Genomic DNA, 20,031 nt, shown 5'->3' with positions numbered 1-20,031 from the left:
CGACTTTGGGCGTATCGGGCGTGCTCGATTCACGCAGCCGCGCGGCGTAGGCTTCGCGCGCCGGGTCCTATTCGGCTTTGTCCGTCAGACGCGTCGCCGGTTCCGTGGCGGCGGCTGCTCAAGCGCATCGGCCCGACCATGATTGTCTACTTCTGCTATGGCTGGACCGGCTGGTTGTTCTTCACATGGTTACCCACGTTTTTCATGCATGGACGTGGCCTCGACCTGAAAAACTCCGCGCTATTTTCGGCGGGAGTATTCCTCTCTGGTGTGCTCGGCAATACCGCGGGCGGCGTGCTGAGCGACCGCATATTGAAACGCACGGGCAACGTGGTGGCGGCGCGGCGTAATGTCATCATTGGCGCGTTTCTTGGTGCGCTCGTATTCCTCGCACCGGTGCTGTTCGTGAAGTCGCTGCCGGTCATGGCTGCGTCCATGAGCCTGTCGTTCTTCTTTCTGGAGATGACTATCGGACCCATCTGGGCGGTGCCGATGGACATTACGCCCAAGCACGTCGGCATTGCGAGCGGCCTGGTGAATGCGGGCTCCGCGGTAGCGGGTATCTTCTCGCCGATCGTATTTGGCTTTGTGGTGGATCACACGGGAAACTGGACGTTGCCGTTCGCTGGTTCAGTCGGCCTGCTTGCGATCGGCATGGTGATGACGTTCTTCATGCGTCCGGATATAGCGCTGGATAAAAGTGCCGATAGCGACGATGAAACCCGCCACGGACTCAAGCTGGCGGACCGCCTTGGTCACTGAGCGAGCGCTGCGCCCCCCCGGATCACATCGATCACGAGTTGAGTCGCCGGCCTGATCCGGCGGTTTTTTCGAAGAATCAGCCCATACGGTGCGAGCCTTCCACGCAATGGCGTTGGCAGTGAAGTCATGGTTTTCAGCGCAACGTAGTACTGCGCGACCGAACTTGGTAGTACCGCCAGCATGTCGGAGTCGCGCAAGAGCGATAGCGTGGTGAGGATCGACGAGGTCTCCACAGTACTGATGGGCGGCGCAACGCGCGACTCGCGAAAGGTCTGGTCGATGATCTGGCGCATCGGGCTCGGATGCGGCTGCACGATCCAGGCATAGTGCGCCAGCTCTGCAAGCTTGGGCCGCGCGCTGGCTCTCGCGGCAGGATGATCCGGCCGCGCGACAATCGATAAAGCCTCCTCCGCCAAGGTTTCGAAACTCAAATCAAGTGCGGGAAAACCATCGGGAATCCGCCCGATCACAATGTCGAGCTGGTCTTGCTGCAACGCTTGCACGAGCACGTCGCTTGTATCGATCTGCACGGAGATCTGCAAGCGAGGGTGCGCTTCTTTCAACGACACAATGGCTTGCGTCAGCAGTTCGGGCGCGGGTGCCATCACGGCGCCGACGCGCACCTTGCCGATATCGCCGGCCTCGATCGCGGCCAGCTCCTCGCGCAGTTCGTCGAGGTCTTCAAACACCACGCGTGCGTAACGCATGACCGCTTCGCCGAAGATGGTCGGCTCCATGCCGCGCGCATGCCGCAAGAATAGCGACACGCCAACGGTGTCCTCCAGCTCCTGCAGCGCTTTGGTCGCGGCGGGCTGAGTCATCGCGAGTTCGTCGGCGGCGCGGCGAAGCGATCCGGTTTCCGAGAGCGCCACCATGAGTTGCAGGTGGCGCAGGCGCAAGCGTTTGCGGATGGTGGATGCGGGCGCGATCATGGGAGCGATAACTCCAGGGAATGGGGTGATGCGATTAATTCAATAGTCAGTTATCGCGTAGTTTCGCACACTACGGGTATCCAACGACACGCACAAAAACCCTCGGCATAACGAGCCGGGAAAGAGCCGGGAACGAGCCGCGTGCAACAAAAACTCAGGAGACAAATCAATGATCGCGACCCGCGATACAGCGCTCGACAGCGCGATTGGCAAGGCGCGTTCGCGGCTGTTGCCATTTCTGGTGCTGATGTACGTGCTGGCCTTCATCGACCGTGCCAACGTGGGGTTTGCGAAGAGCGTCCTGCAGGCTGACACGGGCCTGAGCGACGCGGCATTCGCGTTCGGCGCGGGGGTCTTCTTCATCGGTTACGCCATCTTCGAAGTGCCCAGCAACCTTCTCATGTACCGCTTCGGCGCGCGCGTCTGGATGAGCCGCATCATGGTCACGTGGGGCATTGTCTCTGCATGTACGGCGCTGGTTCACGATGCAACGAGCTTCTATGCGCTGCGGGTCCTGCTCGGGATAGCGGAGGCGGGCTTCTTCCCCGGCATCATCCTGTTTCTTTCAAACTGGTTTCCGGCCAAGACCCGCTCGCAAACCATGGGCGCGTTCTACTTCGGCTTTCCGCTTGCCCTGCTGCTCGGCAGTCCGGTGTCAGGGCTCTTGCTCGATACGTCAAATCCGTTCGGGCTGCATCCGTGGCAATGGCTGTTCGTGGTCGAAGGCGTGGCGGCTTCGGTGGTGGGTGTTATCGCTTACTTCTACCTGACCGATCGCCCTATCGATGCACGCTGGCTCAGCGACGCGCAACGCGATGCATTGAGCACTGCGTTGCGCGCCGAGGACGAACGCAAGCTTGCGCATGGACCGTCCTCGGTGCTCGCCGCCTTGCGCGACAAGCGTGTGCTCTTCTTCAGCTTCATCTACTTCACGGTGCAGATCAGCGTCTATGGCGTGGTCTTCTATTTGCCGACCCGTATTGCCGGGCTGACCGGCGGCCACGTGGGGACGAAGGTCGGCTTGATCACGGCCATTCCATGGATCGCGGCGATTGCCGGGACTTTCGTGGTCACTCGCATTGCTGATCGCGTGGGACATCATCGGACGTTTGCTGCCGCCATGCTCACGCTCGCGGCGCTCGGGATTGCGGCCTCGGCCATGACCGCTTCGCTCACGCTGGCCGTGATTGCGTTCTGCGTTGCCGCAATTGGATTCGTCTCAGTGCAACCGCTCTTCTGGACCTTGCCGACAGGCTATCTCGGCGGCGCTGCTGCCGCGGGCGGCATTGCTCTTGTCAATTCGATCGGCAACCTGGGCGGCTTCGTTGCTCCGAACCTTAAAGGACTGGCTGAGCGAGTGGTCGGCTCGCCGGAGGCGGGGATGCTGTCGCTTGCGGTGGTCGGGCTCATTGGCGCGGCCTTGCTGCTCGCTTTCAAGTCCGCTTCGGCGCAGTCCACCGGTTCGATCGATTCCGCAGCACCGCTTGGCAAAAAACGGCCGAGCCATTAAGTCATTAGGTCATTAGCTTCTTCGAGGAGAGTCAGACCATGAAAATCAAGCATATCCGCACGCGCGTCTTTGAATGGAAAGGCAAGGTCGTGCCGCCGCAAGCGCACTTCTGCACCAACGCCGTGGACATTCTTTACGAGCGTGGTGACGCGATGGGTTCGTTCCGCTTCCACGGCTGGCTCGTGGTGGAAGTGGAGTGCGATGACGGTACCATCGGTATTGGCAACTGCGCGCTCGCGCCGCGCATTGCCAAGCAGATCGTCGATGAATACCTTGCCCCGATCGCCATTGGCGAAGACCCGTTCGACAACGAATACATCTGGCAGAAGATGTATCGGCGCACGCACGCGTGGGGTCGCAAGGGGATCGGCATGGCCGCGATCTCGGCGGTGGACATTGCGCTGTGGGACATCATGGGCAAGGCGGTGAAGAAGCCGGTGTTCAAGCTGCTGGGCGGGCGCACGAAGGAAAAGATCTGGTGTTACGCGTCGAAGCTTTATAACAATGACGACCGCGATGTGTTTCTGGCCGAAGCGCAAGGTTATCTGGACCAGGGTTTCACGGCGATGAAGATGCGCTTCGGCTATGGTCCGAAGGATGGACCCAAGGGCATGGCGAAAAACCTGGAGCAAGTTCGGCTGCTGCGCGAACTGGCGGGTGACGACATCGACATCATGGTCGAATGCTACATGGGCTGGACGCTCGAATACGCGCGCCGCATGTTGCCGCGCCTGGCGGAATTCAATCCGCGCTGGATCGAGGAGCCGGTGATTGGCGACGACGTCGAGGGGTATCAGGAACTGAAGAAGATGAACATCATTCCTGTGTCCGGCGGCGAACACGAATTCACGAGCTATGGTTTCAAGGACCTGCTGGAACGCCGCGCGGTGGACGTGATCCAGTACGACACCAATCGCGTGGGCGGCATCACGGCCGCGCGCAAGATCAACGCCATGGCGGAAGCGTGGTCAGTACCGGTGATCCCGCACGCGGGCCAGATGCATAACTATCACCTGACCATGTCGAGCACGGCGAGCCCCATGTCCGAGTTCTTCCCTGTATTTGACGTTGAAGTCGGCAACGAATTGTTCTACTACATCTTCGAGGGCGAGCCGCAACCGGAAAATGGTTTCCTGCAACTCTCCGACGAGACGCCCGGACTCGGCATTACCCTGAGCGACAAGTATCTCGACGACTTCAACATCATCGAGTGACCGGCAGCCTTTGACGCTGATCGTCACCATAAAGACCAGGAGACAGCCATGCAAAGCCGTATCGAAGCGCGTGACCCGCCACGCGCAATGGCGCAGGCGGAGAGGGCGACCAGTGTGCGCTGGCGCATCTTCGGCGTGGTGTTTCTCATCACGCTGATCAACCTGGTTGACCGGATCTCGCTGTCCATTGCCATGCCGACTATCGCAAAGGAGTTCGCTCTTTCGCCGGCCATGCAAGGGCTGATCCTTTCCAGTTTCTTCTGGTCGTATGCGCTGCTGCAGATTCCCGGCGGTTGGCTCATCGACCGCTTCGGGCCACGTCGCGTGGTGGCGGCCGCTACCCTGCTGTGGGGTGTGTTCCAGACCTTGCTCGGGGTAGCGTCAGGCGGTCTCTCGATGCTGTTGCTGCGAGTCGGGCTGGGCGCCGCTGAAGCGCCGCTCTTCCCGGCCGGCAGCAAGCTCAACGCGCTGTGGCTCTCGCGTCATGAGCGGGCGCGTGGCGCGGTGCTGATGGATGCCGGCTCGCCGCTCGGCGCAGCCATAGGCGGCCTCGCGATCTCGAACCTGATCCTGGTATTCGGCTCGTGGCGCATGGCGTTCATCGCGGCGGGGTTGGTGACGATCGGTTGCGGCTGGCTCGCATGGCACTATCTCCGCGATGATCCGGCCAAGCATCCCGGCGTGAACGCCACCGAACTCGATCACATCAGCGGCGGTGCTGTTCCCTTTGCGAAGGTCGCGTTCAGCGCCGCCGATGAACTGCCGTTTCCGGTACGCTCGGCTGTGGCCATGTGCGTCGGACGCCTGAGCTGGGCGATGATCTTCTTCGGACTGCTCACGTGGGGACCGAGCTATCTCTCCCAAGCGCGGGGGCTGAGTCTTCAGCAAATCGGCACGTCGACGTTCTTCATCTTCCTGTCGGGCGCGCTGGGCTCGCTCTCGGGTGGCTTTCTCTGTGATGCGCTGTGCACTCGCGGCTGGACACGCGGCAAGGTAGTGAAGGGCATGATCGCGCTGTCGGGTCTGACGACGCTCGGCGTGCTTGCTGCGTTGCCTTCGATCTCGTCGGCACTGGAGGCAGTCGTGGTGTTGTGCGCGGCCGCGTTTTTCCTGATGTGGGGTAGTCTCTACTGGAGCCTGCCGTCGCTGCTCGCCAGTCCCCGGCGGGTTGGCCTGCTGGGCGCGTTGATGAATTGCGCGGGGAGCGTAGGCGGTATCTCCATTCCGCTGATCACCGGCTTCATCCTGCAGCGAACGGGTTCGTTCGACATCGTCCTGCAGTTCTACAGCGCGTGTGCGCTGGTTTATATCATCGGCTCGGTCGCTATCGATCTGCGCCGCACTCATTGAACATACGGTGAAACGCATGACACCTCGTATTGCAGTATTGCTTGGCGACCCCGCCGGAATCGGCCCCGAACTGATCGCGCGTTTGCTCGCCAAACCCGAGAACCGGGCGCGGGCCGACTTGCTGATCATTGGCGACCGGCGTGAACTTGAGACCGGCATGGAGATCGCGGGGCAGCGCTTTGAATACAGCGTCGTCGACCAAGAACAAGCTGCCGCAACGGGCACCGGTACGCCGTCGCTGATCGACTTTCGTCTGCCCGACGACACTCCGTACGAACGCGCTGTCTCTACTGAACGCGGCGGCCGTTATAGCCTCGAAGCATTCAAGCAGGCGCTGGCGCTGACGAAAGCGAACCGCACGCAGGGCATGTTATTCGCGCCGGTCAACAAGACCTCGCTGCACATGGCTGCCATGCAGACTGGCGACGAGATGGAGTGGTTCGCGCAGCAGTTGGGCTACACCGGCGCCTTTTGCGAGTTCAACGTGCTCGACGAGCTGTGGACCTCGCGCGTGACCTCGCACATGGCGTTGAAGGACGTGAGCGCGAAGCTCTCGGCCGAGCGGGTCATCAACGCGGTGCGGCTGATTCATGACGGTCTCAAGCGTGCGGGCAACCCGGCACCGCGCATTGCTGTGTGCGGCTTTAATCCCCATAACGGCGACAACGGTGCGTTCGGCCGCGAGGAGATCGACGTGATCGCGCCGGCCGTGGATGAAGCGCGCAAGCTTGGGTTTGATGCTCAAGGACCATTCCCGGCCGACACGATCTTTGTGCGTGCCCGGGACCAGAAAGCGTTCGACGGCGTTGTCACCATGTACCACGACCAAGGCCAGATCGCGATGAAACTGATGGGCTTCTGGCGCGGCGTCACGGTGCATGGCGGCCTGCCGGTGCCGATCGCGACCCCGGCGCACGGCACGGCTTTCGATATCCACGGCAAGGGCCGCGCGGACGTAGGCGCCACGCAGAAGGCGTTCGATATCGTCACGCAGATGGCGCTCGCACGCATGGGCTGACGACGATGCCCACGTCCGATGATGTGATGCGCGAGCGCTTCCTGCAAAGCGGCGACAACGCCGACTTGCCGATCGTCGATGCGCATCATCACTTCTGGGATCTGCAGCGCAACTATCATCCGTGGCTGCGCGATCTCCCGCGTCTTCCGTTTCGCTACGGTGACTACGAAGTGATCTGCCGCGACTTCCTGCCGGACGATTATTTCGCGCTGGCCGCACCGCATCGCGTCGTGAAGACGGTCATGATGGAAGGCGAGTGGGACCCGCGCGATCCGCTTGGCGAAGCGCGCTGGGCGACTACGCTCAATGCGCGCTGCGGGTTTCCGGATGCGATGTCCGGGCAGGTCTGGCTCGACCGTGATGACGTGGCTGAGGTGCTGAATGAGTATCAGTCGATGCCGCTGGTCCGAAGTGTGCGGCACAAGCCTGCGGCGGTGGCGCGTAGCGAGCATACGGCGACGTTCGCCGCGCCCGGGTCGATGCGCTGCAAACGATGGCGCGCCGGGTATGCGCTGCTCGAGGCAAAGGGGCTCATGTTCGAACTTCAGACGCCCTTTTGGCACTTCGTTGAAGCGGTGGAACTCGCGCGGGATTTCCCCGGCGTCACGATCATCGTGAACCATACGGGGTTGCCTGCGGATCGGAGCGTTGAAGGTCTGCAAGCGTGGCGGACCGCACTTGCAGAGCTTGCTACATGCGCCAACGTCAGGCTCAAGATATCGGGGCTCGGCGAGAGAAGCGTGCCCTGGAGTGTCGAACGGAATGGTCCGATAGTACGGGACGCGATTGAGATCTTCGGCGTCGAACGATGTATGTTCGCGAGCAACTTCCCCGTGGACAGCGTGGTGGTGAAGTTGGACACGCTGTTCGGCGGCTTCAAATCAATAGTTGCAGACTTGAAGCCGTTGCAGCGCTTGGCGCTATTTCACGACAACGCTACCAAGTTGTACAGGCTATGAAGTTCTCAGCACCGCTAGCCATGTTGCATGACAAGCGCGTTCCATAACGCGGACAATCAACGACACGATGACCGGGTTCCGGTCGAGATAGGTGTCGATATTCCCGATGTGTCCGTCATAGGGATAGTCGAGCGGCAGTTCGTACGCCGCACGCGCCGCATGCGCCACACGCCGTGCAGACGACAAAACCCCTAGATGCAACGCAGCGCAGTCAGCGTAGTCTTCACCGCCTCATCCCAAGGCGTATGCGGCTCCTCACCCAGGGTAGCCAGCAACGAAGCATTCTCCATGCGGATGGGCTCCTTCCACAAATAGCGCATCTCCCGCATCTCACGGAACATCTCGGAGAAGGGCGCCATCAGCGGAAGCACCCACCAGGGGAACGAGCGCACCTTGACTTTGGGCTGGTCGACCGAGCGTTTGATTGCACCGATCATTTGCGTGCCATCGGCGTCCCAGTGGCCCAGCATGTGAAAGGTCGCGAAAACGGGCAGCCGTTGCTCCTGTTCGATCAGGCGCACCATCGTGCGCGCTACGTCGGGCACATAAGCCCATTGATGTCCTATGCCGGTCTTGCCCGGATAGAACATGGCGCGAACGGGTTTGCCCGGTTTGACGATGCCCCCGGAAAACCAGCTATTGCCGGTGCTGCCGGGTCCGAAAAAATCGCCTGCCCGCACGACAAGGCTACGGACCCCATCCGAGCTAGCCGCTTGCAGGCGTCGCTCCAGCTCGGCGCGGATGGCACCCTTATGCGTGAGCGGTTCTTGAGACGACGATTCGCGCAATACAGGAAACGCGTTCGGGCCATAGTTGTAGACCGTGCCGGGCAACACAATCCTCGCACCCGAAGCGCGCGCCGCGGCAATGGTGTTGTCGATCATGGGCAACACCAGCTGTCCCCAGTCACGATATCCCGGTGGATTGACGGCGTGCAGAATAAGCTGCACGCCGTCCGCGGCAGCGACAACAGCCTGTCGATTCATCGCGTCGCCCTTGCGCCATTCGAATCGGTCGTCGCGGTTGGCTAGCGAAGCGGGGTCACGATGCAACGCGCGTACCTTCCAGCCACGCGCAGCAAGTTGCCGCGCCACTTCACCACCTATGCCGCCGGTAGCCCCCAGAACCAGTGCGGTGCGAGCATCTGTCATCTTTGCCTCCTGATGTAATGATGATTATTCTTGCGCACGCACCAGTTAAATGGAATTATCGATGCCAATAGAGCTGATATACATTTTTGTATGCCTGAGACTGAACCCAGTTGGGACCTTTACCGAACGTTCCTTGGTGTCATGCGCGAGGGTTCGCTCTCGGGAGCGGCACGTGCGCTAGGACTGACGCAGCCTACGGTAGGGCGTCATGTGGATGCGCTCGAACAAGTCATGGGCTATGCGCTGTTTATCCGTACCCAACAGGGTCTTAGCCCTACGCAGGAAGCGCTGGCGCTCAAGCCGTTTGCCGAAGCGCTGGAATCGAATAGTGCTGCACTGTTGCGGGCCGCGTCGAGTCAGGGCGTGGGAGTTCGCGGCACTATCCGTATTACTGCCAGCGATGTGATTAGCGTGGAAGTGCTCCCGCCTGTCATTACCGCGCTGCACGCCGCTTACCCTGAACTGGTCATCGAACTGATGCCGTCCAACCGGCTTGAAGATCTGTTGCAGCGCGAAGCGGATATAGCAGTGCGGATGCAGAGGCCAAGCCAGGGCGTATTGATTGCGCGCCGGATTGGCGATGTCGAGCTTGGGCTCTATGCGCACCAGCGTTATCTGGAACGACGCGGTAAGCCGGCGAGTATCGGCGACCTGGCTGACCATGCGCTCATAGGCTTCGACAAGGAAACCGCTTTTATCCGCAGCATGAAGACCCAGCTACCGGAGCTGCGCCGGGAGCTGATGGCGTTACGCACTGACAGCGACCTCGCTTCGCTTGCGATGCTACGAGCAGGTTTTGGTATTGGGATGTGTCAGGTGGGGCTTGCTCGCCGCGACCCTGATCTGATCCGTCTTTTCTCCGGAAAGATATCGCTTCGACTGGACACCTGGCTTGCCATGCATGAAGACCTGCGCGACAACCCCAGTTGTAAGGTCGCGTTCGCAGCCTTGGCTGAAGGACTGGATCGATATGTTCAGGGGGCCTAGAGGAACATCACATTTCCTGGGCTGCGAACTTTTCCTTAATCGCCAGCCGAGTCAGCCGACAGTTTCCAACTCACGCTCGGCTCGCTTAGCGTCGGCAGAATGCGGCGCCGCACGATATCCGCCCGCCGTCGCGCCAAGCGTATTCAAGCGAAGGGCGGATTGACCTAGTAACAAGCCGCAATAGGACCAGAACATCAGCATGGTCGATTGCCACATGAAGTCATCGGTCAGATTCTTGGCGAGCATGCCCAGGATCAGCGCAATGCCTGCGCGATACACCTGCGGATAAATCAGGCGCACCGCGAAAAACTGATAGGCGAGGCAACCCAAAGCTGCAAGCTGGAGGATCAGCCCGACAACCCCAACCTGAAGCAGGGTATTGAGAAAGAGATTGTGCGCATGCGTGCGCACATTACCGTCCAGCTTGACCAGATCGTCTGGAATAAGGCTTGCGTAAGCCAATGAGGGCAAAGGTTTGCCAAAGCCAATGCCTATCCAAGGGTGCTTGGTGACCTGGCTTCCATAGAATGCCCAGATTCTTGGCCGCGCATCCGAGCTCATTGCCCGGTTCATGCCGCTGAATACACGCAGCCGCTCGATCAACGTTGCGGGCCAGGGCGCCGGCGCGCTTTCCATAGCTGCAAGTTGTGGGTCAGTGATCTCAAGGGTATCCGGGGCGCGTGCAACAACACGTAGTATGCCCGGGGGCGTACTGGACCCTTGCACGACGGGAGCGGCCACGCTGCTGAAGGCCGGGCCCATTACCCGGAGTTTGTTGCTGAATCCCACAGCGACCAGCGTCACCACAAGCAACGCGCCCAGCGCGGTCCATGCCCGTACACGCTCGCGTGACGAACGAGGCCATAGCAGCACCACCGCAACCAGTGCTAGCGCAATCCAGAAGAAGCGGTTCAACGTGGCGCCACCGATCACTACGCAAAACAGGACGCCCGTCAGCCCACGTATTTTCGTTTCGGTCTTGGCGGCCATGGTCGCAAAGAGGGGAATGGCCATTAGCGCAATCGTGCTCGAATGACCGACGCGGGCGTAGAAATGCATCAACCCCGGCTTGGCGGCGCCTGGGTCAAGATAGTGGAAGTAGACGACACTCATCACGGCCAGGATGAGGGATGTGGCCCACGCGACGTTCTGCAACAGGCGCTGCTGCTTGAGCGGTGACTGCCCAACGATCCAGAAGGCGTAGAACGCCGCTAGCGGATAAGCCACTTCGTCAAGCCAAGCATGCAAGGTCGCGTCTGGATTGACTGACCAGGTTGCAGAGGTCAAGGTCCAAAGCGACCAAATGCCAAGCGCGATTAGCAAGGAAGATGCAGGGAATGCGCGATCGGTGGAATTTGTTAGCAGAGACTTAATAGCAAACGAAGCGACAATTGCTATAAGAACGCCAATGCCAATGTATTTGATGGCTGTCATATGGTCGAACATCCCCACGAACAACAGCACTGCGCATACAGCGGACAGGGCTTCCCCGGCCCGAGACTGCAATCTCAGGTTAATCATTGCGATTCCGGAGTTTGATAAACGATCAGGTGGCGGCGAATTGTACGATAAGCGCCAATTTTCTGGGCTGATTGCGATACGGCGTAATTGAATGATGTTGCCGTAAAGACTGACCCTGATTGCGCAATGGGTTCTCTTTTTTCAGGTCGAGCCAAGGGAAATTTGAACGATCGTTTAGGGAAAGCGCAAGGAGCAAGCGTGGCAAGTTCAATGGCGCACGAGTCGCTAAGAGAGCCAGAGGTAATTGCGCAAAGAATCAAGCTGCTTAGCCAGCCGCACATCTCTCCTTTGACCCGTTATACGGAAACGCTCTCTCAACGAACCAGTGAAGTACCGTATTTCGACCCGCTCGACGGGGGATGCCAAGCCAAGGTTCTAGTGCTTCTGGAGTCGCCGGCGAAACTTGCATCTCGACCACGATTCGTCTCGCGGGACAATCCCGTGCCTGCGCAACGCAACCTTAAGCGGTTCCTTCACGACGCAGGGCTACCGCGTCGCCATAGCGTGTTGTGGAACGTCTACCCGTGGCTACCGGAGCCGACGCATGGCGAGCGTCGTCCTTTGACGCGTCACGACATTGATCGTGGGATCGGCGAATTGCCCGCGTTGCTCGGACTATTGCCCGAGTTGCGCGTCATCGTGCTGGCCGGGCGAACCTCTCAGCGCGTATTGCCCAAGCTCGAACGTTTGGCGTCGCCTTGCCTGATCCTCACCATGCCTCATCCGAGTCCGCTTGCCGTGTGCGTGTCGCCGGATGTCGAAGCAAAAATCGTAAAGACGCTCACGCAGGCCGCACAAGTGGCTGCACAACCATAGCGCGCTAGACCCCTATGCTGCGCTGATTGCGTGTTTTCCTTTGCACAGGCATAGAAGAGACGCACCAATCTCAGCGCACACGAGCGGTAGTCGATGTCCTCATGCAACGTGAATCGTTTCTGAGCATCGGCGTTAGGGCCTTGAAACGCACCGAGGCATCTGGGAGGTCCAGTGTCGATTTCAATTCAACGCCTGCCACGGTGACGTACAGAATTGCGCGGCGAACTCCGCGCCACCAACGAGACGCTTTCGATCGCCACCCCTCGTTGATGAACAGTCTGCTTTGCCGCCGTGGCCTGCATCACCATCATCCTCATCCGTGCAATGTGACTGCGTGAGGCTGCGCAAGTCACGATCTCCACCCGGATCACACCAAATCCAAGGAACATTTCTGTATCACTTTTAAAACAACCTACGAATCGCCCTTGCCGTCACGATTTGACGGCAGGAAAACTCCGATCCGAAGGGCGTCTCGTGGTGTCGAATGGGCCTCCAGCAAGGCCTTCGGAAGACGAAATCGTTTGCGCGAATAATCGGACGGATAGCGCCGGTTCGATCATGCGCCGTTCAAGACTGAATCAAAAACGTTCCTCGCCCCACTGTGCGCTGCTGCATATTCGAGGACGCTCCATGATGGCATTGGGTTTTGCACCTGTTGGCACGATCCTCGCTTTATGTGTGGTGCAGCACTAGCCAAGGTCGAAATTCAAAATCAGGCAAACGACTTTGGACAGATCTGCTTACGGGGCCGGTCACTACATGTCTTCGATGGATGCCGTCAGATGCATCACGAAACGCGGAGTGGACCGGAATAAAAAAAGTAAGGCGCACAGCGCAAACGAGAGAACAAAAATCATGTTGACCCTTCAATCAGACCTGCACGGCAATCATCTGTTAGGCGCGCTTCCGGCGCACGAATGGCAAGCGCTTACGCCCCACCTGGAACTCGTTCAGCTTCGGACAGGGCAATTGCTTTGCGATTCAGGACAACGCATTCATCACGTGTATTTCCCGACGACTGCCATCATCTCTTTGCTTCATTCGATGGAAGACGGCAGCTCGGCGGAAATAGCCGCCATCGGTCGTGAAGGCATGACCGGCGTTCCTATCCTGACCGGCGGCGATACCATGCCGACCCGCGTCCAGGTTCAATGCCCGGGCTTCGCTTATCGCATGAGCGCGAGCGCTTTGCGCGAGCAGTTCAATCGCTCGGATTTCCTGCGCCGCCTGATGCTCCTGTATATGCAAGCCCTCTTGACGCAAGTCGCGCAGACCGCAGCATGTAACCGTCACCACTCGCTGAGCAAGCAACTGTGCCGCTGGTTGCTGATCGAGATTGACCGTACGCCGTCGAACGAATTTCAGGTGACGCAGCAGATGATTGCCGACATGTTGGGTGTGCGTCGCGAAGGGGTCACGGAAGCGGCAGGAAAGCTCCATGACGCCGGCCTGATCCATCACAGCCGCGGTTGTATCAAGGTGCTCGATCGCGCTGGTCTGGAAGCCCGTGCATGTGAATGCTATGGCATCGTCAAGCGCGAGTTCGACCGGATGCTGCCGCGCGTGCGTCAGACCGAGGAAGTCTGCTAAGGCCTGTTGCGCTGACTTGGAAGTCGAGTCTGATCAAGCAAGCCGCCCGGTGGATCGAGGATCCTCTGCGCACGCTGGTCACTCACGTGCGTTGGTGCGCAAGCACACGAGCCGGAATTGACAGCGATGCGCCCATCCCTTCTTCGACCAAACTATCGTTTAGTAGACTAGCCCTCGACAGCGGGTTCGTTATGGCGAGAGCTCGTCAGCCGGGTGCTGGAATTCTCGGCAGTATTCAGCTCCTCGAGGCTCAAGTGTTTGGTTTCCGGTGCCAGCCACACGGAGATGATCAGTCCCAGCGAGGCGATCACGAAAAAGAACCAAAGCGCCGCGCTAATGCCCCACCACGCCACGAAGTTAGGAAAGACCAGGACGCCGAGGATAGAACCTATCCGGCTGACTGACGTGGCCAGCCCGGACGCACCCGCCCTGACATGGGTTGGGAACAGCTCAGTGGGGTAGACGAAGTTGAGAATCCCACCGCCAGAGTTGGCGAATAAAACGGCGCAGCTAAATAGAACGACGAGAAAGGTAAAGGTTGGCGTCGAGTTGAGCGCCAGGATGAAAAGGGCTGCCGCGAGGCCCGCGAACGAAGTGATAAGAAGTGGCCGACGACCCCACCGGTCAACCAGATTCATCCCGATCAATGCACCGATCAACCCAAGCAACGCAATCGAACCTGAGCCGGCGAGAGTCAGGGCGCGAGAGCCGTGCGAGACAGGGGAAATAATGGTGGGCGCATACATGGAAATCCCATAGTAGGCCGTCGCGTAGCAAAACCAGAAACCAAGGACGAAGACAGTACGGCGTACGAGACGCCTGGAAAACAGGTAGCCAAGGCTGACCCGAGTATCCCTCTCCGAGGCGAGCGTCACTGTTTTGCCGGTGACCTTCAGCATCACGGCTTCGGCCTCTTCATGCCTCCCCTTGGATTGCAACCAGCGGGGAGATTCGGGCAGCGTCATTCGGAAGAAGAAAATGACCAAGGCAAATACTGCCCCGATGCCGAACATGTAACGCCAGGCGTCTGTGCCCAAGGGCAGGCAGGCGAGGCCGATAATATAAGCTGCTACCGCCCCGACAAACCACATGGCGCCCAGGAACGTGCTGTGCTGGCCTCTACGCTGTCTCGAACTGAATTCCGCCACAAGGGTTGCGGAGATCGGATAATCGGCGCCTATACCGATGCCAAGCAGGAAACGGAACAGGATGAGCTGCCACGCGCTCTGCGAGAACGCGGTCAACGCAGCGAAGACGACGAAGGCCAGCAGGTCGACCACATACATGGCCTTGCGGCCGAAGTGATCGGTTAATCTACCCAGCCACGCAGCGCCGATAAACGAGCCGATTATCGCGGACGAGACCAACAGGCTTTGCATCCCTGACGTCAGCTGCCAGTGTTTGATGAGCAACGGCAAAGCGACCGCGATGATCGTCAGATCGTACCCATCGAGAAAAGTACCCCCCGCCGACAGCAGAGTGACCTTTCGTTGGAATCGTCTCACCTGCAACGTATCAAAATCTTCGAAGCTCATTTCGCCTGGTCTCCGCGTACCGCGTGTGGTTTGAATGACAGGCCACTGCTTGGTGCTTTATGCTTTATGCAGCCGCCGCCGATAGCGGTCTTCTGAAAGCAAGAACCGCCCTGTTCAAGAAGCCGCGCGGGAGGTTCGACCCGAAACCTGTAAATCGCTTTCTCACGCTACACCAAGTGCGCGATGTTTTGCGGTTTCGCGCTGCCTTCAACCTGCTCCATCTCAGCCTGTTATAGAAGGTTTTGCATGTTGCTTCAATGAGGGTGTACATCCATACAAATGCATGAAATCTGCGGCTCGTTGCCAAGGCAACCGTGATACTTCAAGACGAATCGAGTTGGTTCGCGATGACCGTATTGGTCGCGAAGGTCTACTACTAGATAAGCATGCCTTATTGATTAAGAGGGGGTACTCCGCGCATCGGACGCAACGGTATGTTCGAGCCCGAGAACGAAGAAGTTGAACGGACTTTTGTGAATGCGATGCAGCAGCTTTCTCCAGCGCATCGTAGCCCCAGACCTCTCGTGTTCCCACTTAGTGGACGCCCTGGGGTGCCCACAGCGCAGCAATCGTTTCCCGGCGCCTCTGCGGATCGGTCTCGTTTCAGACGGCCACGTAGCGTTGCGCCAACTTTTCAGCTTCGTTCATGAGGTGCTCTCCTTGATCTGGCTTTCTGCCGGGACGGCAGCGCCCTCAAGCATCACTAACGTTGCATCGGGACGAGCGCCGCGAAGTGTCGCGCAGAGGAGTCGTTAAATCGCTCAGTCGAATCAGGCACAAGCAATCTGGCGATCCTTCCTCGATGCGGTCGGTGCCGCGCCAGAGGATTTTCATCTCGACTTCGGCGCGCGAATCATGGGCGCCGACCATGGTCGAGACTGCCCTGTGCGTCTTACTTGAACGAGATCAACTCTGCCTTCCTCTCCGGAATACCCGACCGTCATACCCGACCGTCGTGGCACTGTCCGTGCCGGCGTCTCATGCGCGGAGCGTTAATCGCACCACGCGTTGATATCGAGAATCGCCCTGACGAACGCTTCTGGCGCCTCCTGCGGCAAGTTATGACCCGCATTCGGCACGACGCGGTTCTCATGACGGCCAGTAAAGCGCTTTAAATCTGACTGTCTCCCATCCAGTGGCGAGACGCCATCAGCATCCCCCGCGAGCGTGATGGCAGGCACGGTGATTGACGGCAGGGCGGACAGGCGGCGCTCCATATCGTCAAACTGAGGATCGCCATCGACCAGCCCGAAACGGTGTCGGTACGAATGGACCACCACGTCGACGAAATCTGGATTGTCGAACGCGATTGCGGAGCGCGCATAGGTGTCGTCGTCGAAGCGCCAAGTCGGCGACCACAATGACCACAAGAGGCGACAGAACGCGCGCCGGTTTTCCGTCAGCCCAGTCCGGCCGCGCTCGCCATGAAGATAGTATTGGTACCAGAGCCGATGTTCTTTTTCAGGGCTGGCGGGCCGCATGGCGGTGGCTATATTCTGGATGTTGTAGCCGTTGACCGAAACCAGCCCCCGCGCTCTCGACGGGTACAGCGCCGCCACGACGCACGCTGCCCGACCGCCCCAGTCGTATCCGCCGAGCACGGCCTGTTCGACCTGGAGCGCATCGAGCAGGGATAGCAGGTCTGCCCCGAGTGCCGCCTGTTGGCCCGAACGAAGTGTCTCCGATGCAGTGAAACGCGTAGGACCGTATCCCCGAAGATAGGGTCTGATAACGCGGGCACCTTGGGAGATCAGGCGTGGCGTCACTTCCTCGTACGCGTGTATGTCGTAGGGGAAGCCGTGTAGCAGGACTACTGGCCATCCGCCGGCGTCCCCCTGTTCGTCATAAGCGATGTCAAGCAGGTTGGTTGCAATGTTCTTAAGCATGAAGTCATCCTTCGCGTGAGGTCGTTAGGCGAGTCGCGGCGAATTGCTGTCGCGGCTTAAGGAGACTGACAGCATTCAGCGGACGCGCCCGGTCCAGTGATTACACAAGAGTAACGAATAAAGATATCTACCTTGTGACTGCCTAACAAGCGAGATAAATTGCGGCTTCGCATTAGATTACCTCTTGCGAATGCCGCGGGTGTTTCCTCGTTTCCATGACATTCACCTATTCGACAAACCGCCGCATTGCCGGCCGATCCTAGGCGATTTCACGCTCCCAAGGCGGCGATGGTTGCCATGCGTCAAACAAGCAATCGATAAAGCGGCGAACCTTGGGCGCAAGATGTCGCCGGGAAGGATAAATCGCGCGAATGGGCAGCGCTTCGATCGCAAACGCCTGCAGGATGGGCTGCAATCGCCCTTGCCCGATGTCCGCTGCGAGCAGGTAGGAAGGCAGATTGATAATGCCGGCGCCATTGACCGCCGCGTTGACGAGCGCTTCGGCACTGTCCATTCTCAACCGGCCGTTCTTGTTCACGGTCTCTTGTCCGGTATTGGAAAAGATCCAGGGTTGAGGGCGTCCGGCGCTCACGAATTGAAGACATTCATGATGTGCAAGGTCGGACGGCGCGGCCGGCACCCCTCGCTTTGCCAGGTAATCCGGCGAGGCGCACGTCAGCAGTTTCTGGGTCGCTACTGTACGCGCGATCAGGCGGGAGTCCGGCTTGGGCTCACCGACCCGGACTGCAATATCGAATCCCTCGTCGACCAAGTCGATAAAGCGGTCCGTGAAGCTGACCTCGGCTGTTACTGCAGGCCAACTCTCGAGAAACGACTCTATGACGGGCAGCACTTGCCGGTGGCCAAGCGCAATCGGCAGGCTGATGCGCAGCGTCCCAGTCGGCGTTGCGCTCCGTACCGCCATTGCCGTTTCGGTCTCTTCGATGTCTTCCAGAATTTGCGCGCAACGTGCGAAGTACACTGCTCCGTCATCCGTGAGCCCCAGGCTTTGCGGTGTCCGGTGAAGCAGGCGAACTTGCAGGCGACTCTCCAGGCGCGCAATGATCTTGCCGACCGCGGAGCGCGTGATGCCAAGTTGTTGTGCCGCCAACGTGAAGCTGCCGGCTCTGACTACAGAGACGAACGTCGCGATATCGTGGAAATTTCCTGGAGCCAAGTCAATGTCCTCTCGAGCGAGTTCCGGATCAGCGCACGCAAACCGGAGGCGCCCGTCGGGCGGGTGTGGCTCAGGGGTATCTGCGCACAACTGCAGGCGGGCCAACGAACAGGTCGTCGATGTAACGTGCTCCGATAGTATCCTGTCGCCCCCGTGTCGCGCTCAAGGGGAGCCACATTCCCCATCGAAGCTTCTATTCTTCGCTTTCAGCAAGCGGTAGTGATCGGCGCTCATGCACACCCACCATGCAACCGGACGCCGACATCTCGCTTTTCGCCGAACCGGAGAACTACAATGGATGTTCACCCCCTCATCAGCCCGTCCGGATGCCCGTCGCTCGCAGGCGACAGCGGGCTTCCCGTCGCGCCGATCCCCGCCACCGAACCTGCATCTCGCGGCCCGTCGTGGCTCGCGGTCTTATCGGTAGCCGTCGGTTCGTTCGCGTTCGTCGCGACGGAATACATGCCCGTCGGGCTGTTACCGCAGATCGCGCGGGACCTCGGCGTCACGCCTGGCACCGCCGGGCTCATGGTGACAACGCCGGGCATCATCGCCGCGATGTCGGCACCTGCGCTGTTGCTCGCGGCAGGGCGCATCAACCGGCGCCTGATCCTGCTGACGCTCGCCGTCCTGCTGCTCGCATCGAATTTGATTTCTGCAATTGCACCGACCTTTGCGGTGATGCTCATTGGTCGTGCACTGCTGGGCGCCAGCCTTGGCGGCTTCTGGACCGTCGCGCTTGGCGCTTCCGGGCAACTGGTCCGCGAGGATCAATCCGCCCGCGCGAGCGCAACCATTTTCATGGGCATCACGCTGGCGACCGTAATCGGTGTGCCGCTCGGAACGTTGATTGCGAACCTGACGTCGTGGCGCATGTCGTTTGTCGCAACCGCGGTGCTCGCCGCTGTTGCGCTGGCAGCGCAAACTCTGTTCTTGCCTTCGCTCGCACCGAAAGCCGCGATGCGCGCGGACGACTTCCGGGCGATGCTTTCACGCTCGAACGTGCGGCGCAGTTTACTGATGGTCGGCCTTCTGTTCGGCGCCCATTTCGCGGCCTATACGTTTATCACGCCCTTCCTGGAGCGCAATGCTTCGTTCAGCGCTTCGTGGATCACCGCGGTTCTGCTCGGCTTCGGGGTCGTGGGATTCGCCGCGAACTTCGCAGTGTCGGCAATCGTGACGCGCCATCTTAAGGCGTCGTTGCTCTTGCTCGGCGCGCTCGTGCTGGCCGCCCTGTTCGCATTGCCGATGGTGCAGGCTTCCCGTGCGGGCGTGATTGCCGCCGTGGCGTTGTGGGGCCTGGCGTATGGCGCGATTCCGCTTTGCCTGAGCGTCTGGATGCAACTGAGTTCGCCTGATCGCCCGGAAGCCGGTTCGTCGATGTTCGTCAGCACCGTGCAGATCGCGATTGCGCTCGGCTCACTTGCCGGTGGCGCCGTGGTGGATCATCTGGGGATGGCCGCGACCCTGCGCTTTGGCGGTTTGCTCGCCGCGCTTGGCGTGGTTGTGATGATGACGTTCAACACTACCCGCGCGACGCTCAAGGAAGTGCTCGAAAAATGACCGGGGCCGTGCCACGAACATAGTTTCCGGCTAATCCCGACAGTCCTTGATATGGTCGTT

At 59.7% G+C, this 20,031-nt stretch carries 16 protein-coding genes; 10 read left to right on the top strand and 6 right to left on the bottom strand.

Annotated elements, in window-relative coordinates; translation table 11 throughout:
- The first annotated feature begins 138 nt into the window (after positions 1-138).
- Positions 139-762 (top strand): MFS transporter, encoded by a 624-nt coding sequence (locus tag BSU04_RS20175; RefSeq protein ID WP_256983104.1) that lies wholly within the window; start codon positions 139-141, stop codon positions 760-762.
- Here the strand turns inward: BSU04_RS20175 and BSU04_RS20170 are convergent.
- Positions 756-1,694 (bottom strand): LysR family transcriptional regulator, encoded by a 939-nt coding sequence (locus BSU04_RS20170; RefSeq protein WP_089162291.1) that lies wholly within the window; start codon positions 1,692-1,694, stop codon positions 756-758. The genes BSU04_RS20175 and BSU04_RS20170 overlap by 7 nt on opposite strands.
- 169 nt (positions 1,695-1,863) lie before the next feature.
- On the opposite strand from BSU04_RS20170, the gene BSU04_RS20165 reads away from it, so the two are divergent.
- From BSU04_RS20165 to BSU04_RS20145, 5 genes are read left to right on the top strand one after another with little or no spacing between them, the layout of a single operon-like run.
- Positions 1,864-3,204 carry an MFS transporter gene (locus tag BSU04_RS20165; RefSeq protein WP_089162290.1) on the top strand — a complete coding sequence of 447 codons (1,341 nt, stop codon included), beginning with the start codon at positions 1,864-1,866 and terminating at the stop codon, positions 3,202-3,204.
- 38 nt (positions 3,205-3,242) lie between these two features.
- The gene (locus BSU04_RS20160; RefSeq protein ID WP_089162289.1) at positions 3,243-4,418 is read left to right on the top strand and encodes an L-rhamnonate dehydratase; all 1,176 of its coding nucleotides are present in this window, start codon (positions 3,243-3,245) and stop codon (positions 4,416-4,418) included.
- A 48-nt stretch (positions 4,419-4,466) separates the two neighbouring features.
- Positions 4,467-5,768 carry an MFS transporter gene (locus BSU04_RS20155; RefSeq protein WP_089162288.1) on the top strand — a complete coding sequence of 434 codons (1,302 nt, stop codon included), beginning with the start codon at positions 4,467-4,469 and terminating at the stop codon, positions 5,766-5,768.
- A gap of 16 nt (positions 5,769-5,784) precedes the next feature.
- Positions 5,785-6,786 carry a 4-hydroxythreonine-4-phosphate dehydrogenase PdxA gene (locus tag BSU04_RS20150; RefSeq protein WP_089162354.1) on the top strand — a complete coding sequence of 334 codons (1,002 nt, stop codon included), beginning with the start codon at positions 5,785-5,787 and terminating at the stop codon, positions 6,784-6,786.
- A gap of 5 nt (positions 6,787-6,791) precedes the next feature.
- Complete coding sequence (locus BSU04_RS20145) at positions 6,792-7,745, top strand: amidohydrolase family protein (RefSeq protein ID WP_089162287.1); 954 nt, start codon at positions 6,792-6,794, stop codon at positions 7,743-7,745.
- A gap of 191 nt (positions 7,746-7,936) precedes the next feature.
- Here BSU04_RS20145 and BSU04_RS20140 read toward each other — a convergent pair whose 3' ends face one another.
- Positions 7,937-8,896 carry an SDR family oxidoreductase gene (locus BSU04_RS20140; RefSeq protein ID WP_089162286.1) on the bottom strand — a complete coding sequence of 320 codons (960 nt, stop codon included), beginning with the start codon at positions 8,894-8,896 and terminating at the stop codon, positions 7,937-7,939.
- A gap of 90 nt (positions 8,897-8,986) precedes the next feature.
- Between BSU04_RS20140 and BSU04_RS20135 the strand changes: the two genes are divergently transcribed.
- Positions 8,987-9,883, top strand: a complete 897-nt coding sequence (locus tag BSU04_RS20135; RefSeq protein WP_089162285.1) for a LysR family transcriptional regulator — start codon at positions 8,987-8,989, stop codon at positions 9,881-9,883.
- 51 nt (positions 9,884-9,934) lie between these two features.
- Here the strand turns inward: BSU04_RS20135 and BSU04_RS20130 are convergent, their stop codons facing one another.
- Positions 9,935-11,170: an O-antigen ligase family protein gene (locus BSU04_RS20130; RefSeq protein ID WP_179258374.1), complete on the bottom strand. Its 1,236-nt coding sequence runs from the start codon at positions 11,168-11,170 to the stop codon at positions 9,935-9,937.
- A gap of 432 nt (positions 11,171-11,602) precedes the next feature.
- Here BSU04_RS20130 and BSU04_RS20125 point away from each other — a divergent pair, with 432 nt between their 5' ends.
- The gene (locus BSU04_RS20125) at positions 11,603-12,220 is read left to right on the top strand and encodes a uracil-DNA glycosylase (protein ID WP_256983101.1); all 618 of its coding nucleotides are present in this window, start codon (positions 11,603-11,605) and stop codon (positions 12,218-12,220) included.
- A gap of 855 nt (positions 12,221-13,075) precedes the next feature.
- Positions 13,076-13,810, top strand: coding sequence for a Crp/Fnr family transcriptional regulator (locus BSU04_RS20120; RefSeq protein ID WP_089162282.1), 735 nt, complete (start codon positions 13,076-13,078; stop codon positions 13,808-13,810).
- 167 nt (positions 13,811-13,977) lie between these two features.
- Here the strand turns inward: BSU04_RS20120 and BSU04_RS20115 are convergent, their stop codons facing one another.
- The 3 genes from BSU04_RS20115 to BSU04_RS20105 all read right to left on the bottom strand — a co-directional run bounded on the left by BSU04_RS20115 (position 13,978) and on the right by BSU04_RS20105 (position 18,408).
- Positions 13,978-15,345, bottom strand: a complete 1,368-nt coding sequence (locus BSU04_RS20115) for an MFS transporter (RefSeq protein ID WP_089162281.1) — start codon at positions 15,343-15,345, stop codon at positions 13,978-13,980.
- Positions 15,346-16,337: 992 nt separating this feature from the next.
- Positions 16,338-17,231 carry an alpha/beta fold hydrolase gene (locus BSU04_RS20110; protein WP_089162280.1) on the bottom strand — a complete coding sequence of 298 codons (894 nt, stop codon included), beginning with the start codon at positions 17,229-17,231 and terminating at the stop codon, positions 16,338-16,340.
- 259 nt (positions 17,232-17,490) lie between these two features.
- Complete coding sequence (locus tag BSU04_RS20105) at positions 17,491-18,408, bottom strand: LysR family transcriptional regulator (protein ID WP_089162279.1); 918 nt, start codon at positions 18,406-18,408, stop codon at positions 17,491-17,493.
- 294 nt (positions 18,409-18,702) lie between these two features.
- On the opposite strand from BSU04_RS20105, the gene BSU04_RS20100 reads away from it, so the two are divergent.
- Positions 18,703-19,971, top strand: coding sequence for an MFS transporter (locus tag BSU04_RS20100; RefSeq protein ID WP_089162278.1), 1,269 nt, complete (start codon positions 18,703-18,705; stop codon positions 19,969-19,971).
- Positions 19,972-20,031: the final 60 nt, after the last annotated feature.

It is taken from the genome of Caballeronia sordidicola (genome assembly GCF_002220365.1).
Taxonomy (GTDB): domain Bacteria; phylum Pseudomonadota; class Gammaproteobacteria; order Burkholderiales; family Burkholderiaceae; genus Caballeronia; species Caballeronia sordidicola_C.
This window is presented reverse-complemented; position numbering and strand designations above follow the sequence as displayed.

Bases quoted from the DNA above. Each gene is read 5' to 3' on its own strand.
- BSU04_RS20150 (WP_089162354.1), top strand. From the start codon at position 5,785: ATGACACCTCGTATTGCAGTATTGCTTGGCGACCCCGCCGGAATCGGC.
- BSU04_RS20110 (WP_089162280.1), bottom strand. From the start codon at position 17,231: ATGCTTAAGAACATTGCAACCAACCTGCTTGACATCGCTTATGACGAA.
- BSU04_RS20160 (WP_089162289.1), top strand. From the start codon at position 3,243: ATGAAAATCAAGCATATCCGCACGCGCGTCTTTGAATGGAAAGGCAAG.
- BSU04_RS20165 (WP_089162290.1), top strand. From the start codon at position 1,864: ATGATCGCGACCCGCGATACAGCGCTCGACAGCGCGATTGGCAAGGCG.
- BSU04_RS20175 (WP_256983104.1), top strand. From the start codon at position 139: ATGATTGTCTACTTCTGCTATGGCTGGACCGGCTGGTTGTTCTTCACA.
- BSU04_RS20120 (WP_089162282.1), top strand. From the start codon at position 13,076: ATGTTGACCCTTCAATCAGACCTGCACGGCAATCATCTGTTAGGCGCG.
- BSU04_RS20145 (WP_089162287.1), top strand. From the start codon at position 6,792: ATGCCCACGTCCGATGATGTGATGCGCGAGCGCTTCCTGCAAAGCGGC.
- BSU04_RS20135 (WP_089162285.1), top strand. From the start codon at position 8,987: ATGCCTGAGACTGAACCCAGTTGGGACCTTTACCGAACGTTCCTTGGT.
- BSU04_RS20140 (WP_089162286.1), bottom strand. From the start codon at position 8,896: ATGACAGATGCTCGCACCGCACTGGTTCTGGGGGCTACCGGCGGCATA.
- BSU04_RS20115 (WP_089162281.1), bottom strand. From the start codon at position 15,345: ATGAGCTTCGAAGATTTTGATACGTTGCAGGTGAGACGATTCCAACGA.
- BSU04_RS20100 (WP_089162278.1), top strand. From the start codon at position 18,703: ATGGATGTTCACCCCCTCATCAGCCCGTCCGGATGCCCGTCGCTCGCA.
- BSU04_RS20170 (WP_089162291.1), bottom strand. From the start codon at position 1,694: ATGATCGCGCCCGCATCCACCATCCGCAAACGCTTGCGCCTGCGCCAC.
- BSU04_RS20155 (WP_089162288.1), top strand. From the start codon at position 4,467: ATGCAAAGCCGTATCGAAGCGCGTGACCCGCCACGCGCAATGGCGCAG.